The organism is Bacteroides sp. 43_46, assembly GCF_001915455.1.
Classification (GTDB): domain Bacteria; phylum Bacteroidota; class Bacteroidia; order Bacteroidales; family Bacteroidaceae; genus Bacteroides; species Bacteroides caccae.
Window position 1 is genome coordinate 1 of sequence record NZ_MNQN01000143.1, and the last position, 12581, is coordinate 12581.

At 39.9% G+C, this 12581-nt stretch carries 12 protein-coding genes; 10 read left to right on the forward strand and 2 right to left on the reverse strand.

What is annotated here, in order from left to right; translation table 11 throughout:
• The coding region (locus BHV72_RS18715; RefSeq protein ID WP_286857465.1) for a DJ-1/PfpI family protein at positions 1–512 on the reverse strand (512 nt) is incomplete at its 3' end.
• Positions 513–683: 171 nt separating this feature from the next.
• Here BHV72_RS18715 and BHV72_RS18720 point away from each other — a divergent pair.
• The 10 genes from BHV72_RS18720 to BHV72_RS18765 all read left to right on the forward strand — a co-directional run bounded on the left by BHV72_RS18720 (position 684) and on the right by BHV72_RS18765 (position 10459).
• Complete coding sequence (locus BHV72_RS18720) at positions 684–1031, forward strand: winged helix-turn-helix transcriptional regulator (RefSeq protein ID WP_005677760.1); 348 nt, start codon at positions 684–686, stop codon at positions 1029–1031.
• A gap of 257 nt (positions 1032–1288) precedes the next feature.
• Positions 1289–1732 (forward strand): GNAT family N-acetyltransferase, encoded by a 444-nt coding sequence (locus BHV72_RS18725; protein ID WP_022043315.1) that lies wholly within the window; start codon positions 1289–1291, stop codon positions 1730–1732.
• Positions 1733–1815: 83 nt separating this feature from the next.
• A complete protein-coding gene (locus BHV72_RS18730; RefSeq protein ID WP_022043316.1) occupies positions 1816–2472 on the forward strand; it encodes a DUF2490 domain-containing protein in 657 nt (218 codons plus the stop codon).
• A 306-nt stretch (positions 2473–2778) separates the two neighbouring features.
• Positions 2779–4683: a fimbrillin family protein gene (locus tag BHV72_RS18735; RefSeq protein ID WP_022043317.1), complete on the forward strand. Its 1905-nt coding sequence runs from the start codon at positions 2779–2781 to the stop codon at positions 4681–4683.
• 73 nt (positions 4684–4756) lie between these two features.
• Positions 4757–5248 carry a PaaI family thioesterase gene (locus tag BHV72_RS18740; RefSeq protein WP_005680538.1) on the forward strand — a complete coding sequence of 164 codons (492 nt, stop codon included), beginning with the start codon at positions 4757–4759 and terminating at the stop codon, positions 5246–5248.
• 255 nt (positions 5249–5503) lie between these two features.
• The gene (hisG, locus tag BHV72_RS18745; RefSeq protein ID WP_005677765.1) at positions 5504–6355 is read left to right on the forward strand and encodes an ATP phosphoribosyltransferase; all 852 of its coding nucleotides are present in this window, start codon (positions 5504–5506) and stop codon (positions 6353–6355) included.
• 32 nt (positions 6356–6387) lie between these two features.
• A complete protein-coding gene (gene hisD / locus BHV72_RS18750; RefSeq protein ID WP_286857472.1) occupies positions 6388–7674 on the forward strand; it encodes a histidinol dehydrogenase in 1287 nt (428 codons plus the stop codon).
• A 27-nt stretch (positions 7675–7701) separates the two neighbouring features.
• On the forward strand, positions 7702–8742 hold the full coding sequence (hisC, locus tag BHV72_RS18755) for a histidinol-phosphate transaminase (protein WP_005677767.1): 1041 nt from the start codon (positions 7702–7704) through the stop codon (positions 8740–8742).
• Complete coding sequence (hisB, locus tag BHV72_RS18760; protein WP_005677769.1) at positions 8742–9872, forward strand: bifunctional histidinol-phosphatase/imidazoleglycerol-phosphate dehydratase HisB; 1131 nt, start codon at positions 8742–8744, stop codon at positions 9870–9872. The genes hisC and hisB overlap by 1 nt, the downstream gene beginning before the upstream one ends.
• A gap of 20 nt (positions 9873–9892) precedes the next feature.
• Positions 9893–10459 (forward strand): phosphatase domain-containing putative toxin, encoded by a 567-nt coding sequence (locus BHV72_RS18765; protein ID WP_122134515.1) that lies wholly within the window; start codon positions 9893–9895, stop codon positions 10457–10459.
• 113 nt (positions 10460–10572) lie between these two features.
• Here BHV72_RS18765 and BHV72_RS18770 read toward each other — a convergent pair whose 3' ends face one another.
• A complete protein-coding gene (locus BHV72_RS18770; RefSeq protein WP_122264100.1) occupies positions 10573–12498 on the reverse strand; it encodes an NAD(+) synthase in 1926 nt (641 codons plus the stop codon).
• Between the last annotated feature and the right edge of the window lie 83 nt (positions 12499–12581).

The window sequence follows — 12581 nt, forward strand, 5'->3', positions numbered from 1 at the left end:
ATAACTTGTGGTAACATTGTCCAAATAGTATTTTCATCCTGTGCAGTAAAGAAGTTACCGTCAATCTCTGATTTTTCATCGGTAGCTATTCCGTTTTGGATAGCCGGTTTGGCTAACGGATGAACAGCCACTTTCTTACCTTTCGTTATCCCTGTGAAGTCAAACATCATTGCACCGGCACAATGTCCGATCATTATTTTGCCCTTATCTCCGAAAGTTTTGATAACTTCCATTAGATCTATATTATAAGGTTTGTCTGCATTCTGCTGAAATACAGGTACAGCGTCTCCGCATGAGAAAACAAATGCGTCAAACTCATCCTCATGTCCTTTCAAATTAGCAATCACATCATCTGTTGTCAGACTGATTCCTGAATTTGTTTTAATCTCCTTCGTATCCGATACGGAAAATACTTTATATGAAATGCCATTTTCAAAAAATGCTTCCAGGTATTGGAATAATCCACAACCATTTACCGGATTTACTGCTAAAACTGCTACTTTCTTTGCCATAATCATAATTATTTAAATGAAACAATAGTTATTATTAGTAAGTTTATTACTTTTGTGATGCAAATGTATCGTATCTTCCTTTGTTGAGAAAAGCAAGAACGCACCTCTGAATAAGGAAGTTACATGGAAGTAACTATTGTTGTAATTCAGTTAAATACAAAACGTTAAAAGATGAAAAACTTTCACCCGACAGGAAATTGTCCAGTTAGAGATGTGCTCAGCCGCTTGGGAGATAAGTGGTCGATGCTGGTGCTTATCACTTTGAATGCCAATGGTACTATGCGTTTTAGCGACATTCATAAGACAATAGGAGATGTTTCTCAGAGAATGTTGACGGTCACTCTTCGTACACTCGAATCCGATGGATTGGTGGAGCGGAAAGTGTATGCGGAAGTACCTCCTCGTGTAGAGTATAACTTGACGGATACGGGAGGGACTCTGATTCCTCATATTGAAGGATTAGTAGGGTGGGCCTTGGAGAATATGAATACGATTTTGGAACATAGAAAAAATGATTAATAATAGGCGGTTGTATGAATATTCCCTATACACTCATACTTAATATTTGTAAACTCCTCATCTGTCATTATGCATCGTAAAAAATTCCATTCCGTAATTTTTCGGTGCTCTTATTTAATGGTATTTTTCACATAGTACAAGGTTGTTTCTGCTTTTGATTTTTCATATTACAAAGATATACTTATTTATATGGTGTTTTTGTTTGCACTGTGATATTTTTATATCTTTGCGAGAAGGGCTATTCAATATTTAAAAACATGGAGATAAAGAAAGTAATTTCAGATAAGAAAGAATTCCTCGAATTGTTACTCTTGGCTGATGAACAAGAAAGTATGGTAGACCGGTATTTGGAACGTGGCGATATGTTCGTTCTGTATGACAACGGATTGAAAGCAGCCTGTGTAGTAACCCGTGAAGGGGAAGGCATTTATGAAATCAAGAATATTGCTACTGTTCCTTTTTTTCAACGTCAGGGATACGGGAAACGTTTAATTGAATTTCTATTCGAGCATTATCAGGATAAGTGTACTGAAATGTTGGTTGGTACAGGAGATGTGTCTTCTACCATATCTTTCTACGAACATTGCGGTTTTACCATTTCCCACCGTGTAGAGAATTTCTTTACCGACAATTACGACCATCCGATTTATGAAGAAGGCAAACTGTTGACGGACATGGTATATTTGAAAAGAACATTCTAATGCTATTTCAGGATTATTTCAGTATCATGGTTTTTCTTTGCCGAGGATAATTTGTTATCTTTGCAACTTTAACCCGAAAATCAATGAGTAGCAAATTTATAATTATTAGAGTTTTATTGTTTGTGTTGTTGGTTGTTGGTACAACTTCTGCCATGATCGCACAAGATAATGATTTCACAACCTGGACTAAATTCAAAGTAAATCATAAGATTGACTCCCGCTTTGCTGTTTCCGGTGATTTGGAATTGAGAACGGAAGATGATATGAGTGCGATTGACCGTTGGGGAATTTCTGTCGGAGGTGATTACCGTGCCTTTTCGTTTTTGAAATTTGAGATTGGTTATGAAACGCATTATCGGAACTTAGGTGAAATAGGGTGGAAGTTCAGACACCGTTATCGTATTGGAGCTACGGCCAGTTTTCGTTATCAATGGCTCAAAATGTCTTTGCGGGAAAGGTTTCAGCAGACTTTTGATCGTGGAGAATCAGAAACTCGTTTACGTTCCCGGCTGAAGTTGGGATATGCTCCCCAAAAAGGAATTGTTTCACCTTATTTCTCTATTGAAATTTATCAAAGTTTGGATGATGCACCTTTTTGGCGGACAGCTCGTTTAAGGTATCGTCCCGGAATAGAGATTGATTTAACTAAGCGCTGGTCTCTTGATGCTTTTTATTGTTATCAATATGAATCTTCGCGAGGTAAGCATATTGCAGGGGTAGAGGTCGGTTATTCTTTTTGAGAATCATCAGATTGCTAATATAATAAGGTGAAGTAGGAAATCTCTGACATATATCAGTTTTTTGTAAGTTATTGATTATTTAGTATTTAAATAAAAATATAAAACTTTCCAAATAAAAATATTCTCTAACTGAATTATAATGTATACTTTCGTCCCTTGCATTTCAAAATGAAGTGCTGGAATCAAGATTCTACAGTTGCAACAGACGTGTTGTATAGTATCTCATAACCGCAAGCTAATACTTTCTCTTATGTCATTCTTTCTGTTCTATCAGAGATTTCTAATGGGAAATTAATAAAAAATAAGATGAAAGTATTTCATTATTTACCCAAGAACATAGGTTCTTTTGCTATTTTCTCTATCTTGCTGACTGCTTGTGTGAACCACATTTCGGAAGAAAATGAAGCGATAATTGCTGATGGAAATATTCCATTGAAGTTTGTAACTGACATACATGAATTGACTAATACTCGTATTGTCGGTAATAGTTTTGAAGAAGGAGAAGGAGTCGGTTTATTCGCACTTGCGGGTTCCACTACAATGCAGGAGGAACGCTATGTAGATAATCTTCATTTTGTTCGTTCTTCCGGAGGCGAGTTTCTGTCGGATGAGTTGGTATATTATCCGGATGACGGAGTGACCCTTAATTTAGTGAGCTATTATCCTTATCGGCAAGAGGGAGTGGCGATAGGAGAGAGCACGATGTCGGTATCAGTAGAAACAAATCAAGAGGTTGCTGCTGATTATTCTCGTTCAGATTTTTTGGTTGCTATCCGAGACGGTGTTTCTGCAAGCATAGATGCCATTCCTTTGACTTATAATCATAAGTTTTTTCGTCTGAAGATAGCGATTGTGCCGGGTGAAGGTGGCAATGTGGAAGATTTATTGGCAGCTGATCCCCACCTTTCGGTTAGTGGCTTTTATACAAAAGCAATATATGATTTTCAGAAACAGTCTTATTCCGATTATTCGGAAGAAAATGTTATTATCCCGGCCGGAGTATGGCAGATAGAGGCTGAAAAGAAGTTGATAGGGAAAGAACTTATCTTGATACCGCAAGAGGTTATGGCCGGATATCAGTATGTGACGCTGGAAGTTGAAGGCAAACAGTATATTAGCTTGTTACCTTCAACTCTGAATTTGCAGGAAGGCAAACAAAGAGAGCTGGAAATAACTTTTGTAGCTGCTGAGGATATTTTGATGAACAAAGTTAGTGGAGAAATTAGCGATTGGAAAGGTGATGAAACTGATCATGCCGAATCGGAAAATCTTCATAAATATATAGATGTGTCGAAATTGACGTTTGCAAAATCGAATGTATATAAAGTCTTGAACGCAGGAAAACAGGTGGCTGAAATATGTAAGGAATATCTGGTGACTCCAGACTTTTCTTCTCAGGCAATAGTTGCTTATCCGATGAAGAATGATGCTACTGCTGATTTATCTCAAGGAGTGGTAGTTCAACTTCTAGGGCAATCTGGTAAGGTGCATGGTGGTAAAGTGTCGTGGAATATAGATGAGCATTCGTTGACTTATATTGCCGGGACTTTGCCTGTTTATAATAATATTTATGTATTGGCAAACGGAAAAGTTACTTTGTCAATAACAGAGGCAGATGATGTGTTACAGGTATTAGCATTAGATGATGTGGCTCGTGATGTACGTGGAGGAGTAATTCATAATTATCCGTTGGTGAAAATCGGAACACAGTATTGGATGCGGAATAATCTGGAAGCAGCTTTGTTTGCGAATGGTGATGAAATTCCGAAATTGAATGAAGTTACTGAAAATGCTGTCGGGTATTTGCTATCCTGTACAAATAATTACCTTTATACCGCTAGTGTAGCATTATCTCCTGATTTCTTGCCACTCCATTGGAATATTCCAAATTGGGAGGACTGGAATATCTTAAATTCTTACCTGAAAGGGGATGTTTCTTTATTGAAATCGGGTGAATGGGTATCTATAGACGGGGCAGAAGTGTTGCCCGTTAACAATGATTCAGGTTTTAACGGACTTCCTGTAGGAATGTATTCTTATCCGGATCTAAGTGTTTTAGAAGGCAAGTTTTTAGGATATTGGACACTGGATGATACAAATACGGAAATGGCTGAATCTGTCTTTTTTTTGAAAAGCAATGCAAATACTATGGAAACGGCCACATCAGCTGTTGAAAGAAAGGCTTTTTCTATCCGCTGTATCCGAAAGTAAATCTATGGAAATGATTCGTCTTTTTCATATTTTGCCTATATTTGGGAAGTAAAACTAAATAATGGAGAGAATTATGAAGAAGATAATAAATCCTTGGAAAGGTTTGGAAGGATACAATTGTTTTGGTTGTGCTCCCAATAACGAAGCCGGAGTAAGAATGGAATTTTATGAAGACGGTGACGAAATCGTGAGTATCTGGAAACCGCGTCCTGAATATCAGGGTTGGATTGACACTTTGCACGGCGGTATTCAAGCTGTTTTATTAGATGAAATTTGTGCTTGGGTTGTGTTGCGTAAATTGCAGACAACGGGAGTAACTTCTAAAATGGAAACTCGTTACCGGAAGTCTGTCGATACGAAAGATTCTCACGTTGTACTGCGGGCTGCTATCAAGGAAATAAAAAGAAACATTGTTATCATCGAAGCTAAGCTATATAATAAGGATAATGAAGTATGTACGGAGGCAGTTTGTACCTACTTTACTTTCTCACAGGAAAAGGCGAAAAGCGAAATGCATTTTTTGCACTGTGATGTAGAGCCGGAAGAAATACTACCTTTAATTTGAAATAAAAACTCAAGTTTTTGTGATAAATGTTTGGAAGTATGAAACAAATGCTTTACTTTTGTCGCAGTTAATAAAAGAAATATGAAATATACAGCTACACATCATCATCATCATTTTCCTAACGAATAACTCGGTGGGCATAGATGATATTGTGTATACTCTATATAACGATAACAAAGGCTTGCCGAATACGGTAAGCCTTTTTTTATTCCCTTAATTCGAATAGTAATTAATAATAAATAATTAAATAAGATCATGTTAAGAATTGCAGTACAGGCCAAAGGACGTCTTTTTGAAGAGACAATGGCACTTTTAGAAGAGTCGGATATCAAGTTGAGTACTACTAAACGTACCTTGTTGGTGCAGTCTTCCAATTTTCCTATTGAAGTATTATTCCTTCGTGATGATGATATTCCACAAACAGTAGCTACCGGTGTAGCCGATTTGGGTGTTGTCGGTGAAAATGAATTTATGGAAAAAGAAGAAGATGCTGAAATCATTAAACGCTTGGGATTCAGCAAATGCCGTTTGTCACTAGCTATGCCGAAAGATTTGGAATATCCGGGATTATCATGGTTTAATGGAAAGAAAATTGCCACTTCTTATCCTGTTATTCTTCGTAATTTCCTGAAGGAAAAGGGCGTGAATGCAGAAATTCACGTTATTACCGGTTCCGTAGAGGTATCTCCGGGCATTGGACTGGCTGATGCTATTTTTGATATTGTAAGTTCCGGCTCTACTTTGGTCAGCAACCGTTTGAAAGAAGTGGAGGTGGTCATGAAATCTGAAGCTCTACTGATTGGTAACAAGAACATGAGCGATGAGAAGAAAGAAGTGTTGAATGAATTACTGTTCCGCATGAATGCGGTGAAAACAGCAGAAGATAAGAAATACGTATTGATGAATGCTCCGAAGGATAAACTGGAAGAAATTATTGCCGTCTTGCCGGGTATGAAAAGTCCTACTGTCATGCCATTAGCGCAGGAAGGCTGGTGTTCGGTTCATACAGTATTGGACGAGAAACGTTTTTGGGAGATTATCGGAAAGTTGAAAGCTTTGGGCGCAGAAGGTATTCTGGTATTGCCGATTGAAAAGATGATCGTGTAAAATACGTGGAAATAAATAATCTATGCTGAAGAATGAAAGTAATTAAATACCCTACAAAAGACCAGTGGACGGAACTCTTGAAACGTCCGGCACTGAATACGGAAAGTCTATTTGACACAGTTCGTTCCATTATAGACAAGGTAAGGGCAGAAGGTGATAAAGCTGTACTCGAATATGAAGCAACCTTTGATAAAGTAACCTTGTCCTCACTTGTTGTTACTCCTGAAGAAATACGGGTAGCCGAAACATTGGTGAGTGATAAATTGAAAGCCGCTATCTCTTTGGCTAAACAGAATATCGAAACATTTCACTCAGCTCAACGCTTTGTCGGAAAGAAGGTAGAAACGATGAACGGTGTAACCTGTTGGCAGAAAGCAGTGGGGATTGAGAAAGTCGGGCTTTATATCCCGGGGGGAACTGCTCCGCTTTTCTCAACCGTATTGATGTTGGCTGTTCCCGCAAAAATTGCAGGATGCAAAGAGATCGTACTTTGTACTCCTCCTGATAAAGAAGGAAATATTCACCCGGCTATTCTTTTTGCTGCTCAACTGGCGGGAGTGAGCAAGATTTTCAAAGCAGGTGGTGTGCAAGCTATCGCTGCTATGGCCTATGGAACAGAAAGCGTACCTAAAGTATATAAGATCTTCGGTCCCGGAAACCAATATGTGACAGCTGCCAAACAATTGGTCAGCTTGCGTGATGTAGCTATTGATATGCCTGCGGGTCCATCGGAAGTAGAGGTTTTGGCTGATGCATCGGCAAATCCGGCTTTTGTAGCTGCGGATTTATTGTCTCAGGCAGAGCATGGAGTGGATAGCCAGGCTATGTTGATTACAACTTCCGAGAAACTGCAAACGGAAGTTATGGCTGAAGTAGAACGTCAATTAGCTGAATTGCCTCGTCGTGAAATTGCCTCCAGATCGTTGGAAAACAGTAAACTAATTCTGGTTAGAAATATCGATGAAGCATTGGAACTCACGAATGCTTATGCTCCCGAACACTTGATTGTGGAAACGGAAAACTATATGGAAGTAGCCGAACGGGTCACTAATGCCGGTTCTGTCTTCTTAGGTGCTTTGACTCCTGAGAGTGCGGGCGATTATGCTTCCGGCACCAATCATACCTTGCCGACTAATGGATACGCGAAAGCATATAGCGGTGTAAGTCTGGATAGCTTTATCCGTAAGATTACATTCCAGGAAATCCTTCCGGAAGGGATAAGGACCATCGGTCCGGCTATCGAAGAAATGGCCGCCAATGAACATTTGGACGCACATAAGAATGCCGTCACTATCCGCCTTAAAGCAATTAATAAGTAATAACTGAAAACTAAAAGAGTATTGCTGATGAAAACGTTACAAGAACTAACCCGCCCGAACATTTGGAAGTTGAAACCTTACTCTTCGGCTCGTGATGAATATAAAGGTTATACGGCTTCTGTCTTTTTGGATGCAAACGAGAATCCGTACAATACACCTCATAACCGTTATCCGGACCCTATGCAGTGTGAACTGAAAACACTGCTGTCGAAAATAAAGAAAGTGTCTCCCGAACATATTTTTCTGGGAAATGGCAGTGATGAGGCTATTGATTTGGTATTTCGTGCATTCTGCGAGCCGGGTAAAGATAATGTGGTCGCTATCGACCCTACTTACGGAATGTATCAGGTGTGTGCCGATGTGAACGATGTGGAATACCGGAAAGTGCTGTTGGATGATAACTTTCAGTTTTCGGCAAATAAATTATTGGCAGCTGCCGATGAACATACCAAGCTGATTTTCCTTTGTTCACCGAATAATCCGACAGGAAACGATTTGATTCGGTCTGAAATAGAAACACTCCTTCGCGAGTTTGAAGGATTGGTAATACTGGATGAGGCATATAGTGATTTCTCCGATGCACCTTCTTTTCTGGAAGAATTGGATAAGTACCCGAATCTTGTTGTATTCCAGACATTCTCCAAAGCATGGGGATGTGCTGCCATTCGTTTGGGAATGGCATTTGCGTCAGTAGAAATAATCGGTATCCTGAGCAAAATCAAATATCCCTATAATGTCAATCAACTGACTCAGCAACAAGCTATTTCTATGTTGCATAAACATTATGAAATAGAACGTTGGGTTAAAACGTTGAAGGAAGAACGTGATTATCTGGAAGAAGAATTTGAGAAATTACCTTGCACCATCAAACTGTTCCCGTCTGATGCGAACTTTTTTCTGGTTAAAGTGACGGATGCGGTGAAAATATATAATTATCTTGTAGGTGAAGGTATCATCGTGCGCAATCGCCATTCGGTTTCACTTTGCTGTAACTGTTTGCGTGTAACAGTGGGCACCCGGATAGAGAACAATACGTTATTGGCTGCTCTTAGAAAATATGAAGGATAATGGACACGAAGAAGAAAGTATTATTTATAGATAGAGATGGTACATTGGTCATTGAACCGCCTGTTGATTATCAGCTCGATTCGTTGGAAAAACTAGAATTTTACCCGAAAGTATTCCGTAATCTGGGCTTTGTCCGCAGTAAACTCGATTTCGAGTTTGTAATGGTTACTAATCAGGATGGACTGGGCACTTCATCTTTCCCGGAAGAAACATTTTGGCCTGCTCATAATTTGATGTTGAAAACATTGGCAGGAGAGGGGATTGCGTTTGATGATATTTTGATTGACCGTAGTTTTCCCGAGGATAATGCACCGACCCGTAAACCGCGTACCGGAATGCTGACAAAGTATATTGATAATCCTGACTACGATCTTGCCGGAAGTTTTGTGATTGGTGACCGTCCCACTGACGTGGAACTTGCTAAGAATTTGGGATGTCGTGCCATTTATTTGCAGGACTCAACAGAAAGCTTGAAAGAAAAAGGACTGGAGAATGTTTGTGCACTTGCAACAACAGACTGGGATCAGATAGCCGAGTTCCTTTTTGCCGGTGAACGAAAAGCAGAGGTTCGTCGTACAACGAAAGAAACGGATATTTATGTTGCCTTGAACCTTGATGGAAGCGGCATTTGCGATATTTCCACCGGACTTGGCTTTTTCGATCACATGCTTGAACAGATCGGAAAACACTCCGGTATGGATTTAACGATTCGTGTAAAAGGAGATTTGGAGGTAGACGAACATCATACTATCGAAGATACTGCTATTGCTTTAGGGGAGTGTATTAATCAGGCTTTAGGTAGTAAGCGTGGGATTGAGCGCTATGGCTATGCACTGCCTATGGATGATTGTCTTTGTCAAGTTTGTCTGGACTTCGGTGGTCGCCCTTGGTTAGTATGGGATGCTGAGTTTAAGCGCGAGAAAATAGGAGAGATGCCAACAGAAATGTTTCTTCATTTTTTCAAGTCATTGAGCGACGCTGCAAAAATGAATCTGAATGTCAAAGCAGAAGGGCAGAATGAGCATCATAAGATAGAGGGAATTTTTAAAGCCCTTGCACGTGCCTTGAAAATGGCAATCAAGAGAGATATCTATCATTTTGAACTTCCTTCCAGCAAAGGGGTACTCTGATTTCTTAAATACACAGACTTATGCAGAAACGAATCCTGTTAAGCCTACTTTGGGGAGTAATCTTTTCTATTTCTCTTTTTAGTCAAAACCTGAAAGCAGAGAAGATTACTCTTCCCGATAGTAAACTGAATAATTTATATAAGATAGATTCAGGTGTATATCGTTCCGAACAACCTTCACACTCGGACTTTAAAGCTCTCGAAAAATATGGTATTGGGGAGTCTCTTAATCTTCGTAATAGACATAGTGACAATGATGAGGCGACAGGAACGACTGTGAAACTTCATCGAGTAAAGATGAAAGCGCACTCGGTAGATGAGGAACAGCTGATAACTGCATTGCGCATCATAAAGAATCGTAAATCGCCCATTGTCATTCATTGTCATCATGGCTCTGACCGCACAGGAGCCGTGTGTGCTCTTTACCGTATTATATTCCAGAATATCTCCAAAGAAGATGCAATTCGTGAAATGACTGACGGAGGCTTTGGCTTTCATCGTATTTATAAAAACATTATTAGAAGAATCAGGGAAGCTGATATTGAACGAATAAAAAGAGAAGTGATGACTGTTGGAGGATCGTACTAGTACCCTGTTTGTACTACCGCGCTGTCACAACCGTGCCATCGCATTGGCACAACTATGCCATGCCGTTGGCACAGTTGTGCCAATGGGGTGGCACAAGCCTATTAATAGGATGCCTATAAAGCTTCTATTTCTTTAAGCCACATGGCTGAATTTGCGTCGCTCGGCATTCGCCAATCCCCTCTCGGACTGATAGAAATACTGCCTACTTTAGGGCCATCAGGCAAGCAGGAACGTTTGAATTGTTGATTGAAGAAGCGGCGGAAAAAGATAGCCAGCCATTTCTTGATTGTCTCTTCATCATAATTACCTTTGAATGCGATGTTTGCCAGATAATAAATCTTTGAAGGGCGGAAACCGAAACGTAGGAAATAATAAAGGAAGAAGTCGTGTAGTTCGTAAGGACCGACTAGGTCTTCCGTCTTTTGTTTGATTTCTCCGTTTTCGTCTGCCGGAATCAGTTCCGGACTGATAGGAGTATCCACTATATCAAGCAATGTGGTTTTTGAATCTTCGTCCACACCATTTTCTGCTACCCACTGTACCAAATATTTTACGAGTGTTTTGGGGACGCTTGCGTTAACGCCATACATAGACATGTGATCGCCATTATATGTTGCCCATCCTAAAGCAAGTTCTGATAAATCTCCTGTACCTATTACCATTCCCCAGGTTTGATTGGCCACGTCCATTAAGATTTGTGTACGTTCGCGTGCCTGTGAATTTTCGTAAGTGACATCATGCACATTTATATCATGGTCTATATCCTTGAAATGTTGAATACAAGCGTCTTTAATACTAATTTCACGAATAGATATTCCTAATGATTTCATCAGGTTGATAGCATTATGGTAGGTGCGGTCAGTCGTTCCGAAACCGGGCATTGTGATTCCAAGAATTCCTTTTCTGGATAATCCTAGTTTATCAAACGTTTTCACGCAGACAAGTAGTGCAAGCGTTGAATCCAATCCACCGGAAATTCCTACTACGGCAGTCTTGGCTCCTGTGTGGACAAGCCGTTGTGCCAATCCCGCTACCTGAATAGCGAAAATGTCTTCACAGTGTTCGTTTAGTTCTTTCCCTTGTGGTACAAATGGATGTGGATGGAAACTTCGGGTGAGGGTTAGTTCTTTACTGTTTACAAATTCTGTTGCCACAGAAACTGCTCTCTTGTCTCTTAAATTAGCTTGATTAGCCGCGAAAGTTGTGTTGATTCTACGTTCTGCGCGTATACGTTCTACATCAATCTCGCTGATAATAAGCTGTTCTTCCATGCTGAATCGCTCACTGCGTGCAAGCAGACTTCCATTTTCGTAAATCAATCCATTCCCGGCAAAGACTACATCAGTAGTAGACTCTCCGAAACCGCAAGATGAAAAGACATATCCTGCGATACAGCGTGCAGACTGTTGACTGATGAGAGAACACAGATAATTGTGTTTTCCGATACCTTCATTGTCTGCCGACATATTGAATAGGATTTCCGCCCCTTGTAAAGCTAGCGATGAGCTGGGAGGAATCGTGGACCATAGATCTTCACAAATTTCAATTCCGAAAGTAGTATCTGAAGTTTCAAAAAGCAAATTAGCTCCTATGGGAACAATTTGTCCGCATAGGCGTACATTGTCTGTTGTTAGTTGAATCGCGGAGGTGAACCAACGTTGCTCATAGAACTCTTTATAGTTAGGGAGATAAGTTTTGGCGGTAACGCCTAGTACTTTTCCTTTCTGGATAACTACTGCGCTGTTAATAACCGTCGAATTGACAACTACCGGCATACCAACAATAGAAATAATGTCCAATTGGCGCGTGTTATTCAGAATTTGCATTAATCCCATTTCTGCTTCTTCCAGCAAAAGCTGTTGACCGAACAAATCGCCGCAAGTATATCCGGTAATACTCATTTCCGGGAAAATGATGATTTGCACTCCCTTTCCTTCGGCTACTGCAATCAGGCTTTCTATTCTCTCTACATTGAATTTACAGTCGGCCACTTTCACGTGTGGCACGGCTGCTGCTACTTTCACGAATCCGTAGTTCATCTTATACCTTTTTATATATAATGAGTGCAAAAATAGGAAAATAGTTTTGAATATTTATCTTTTCTATGGTGAATCCTCTCAAT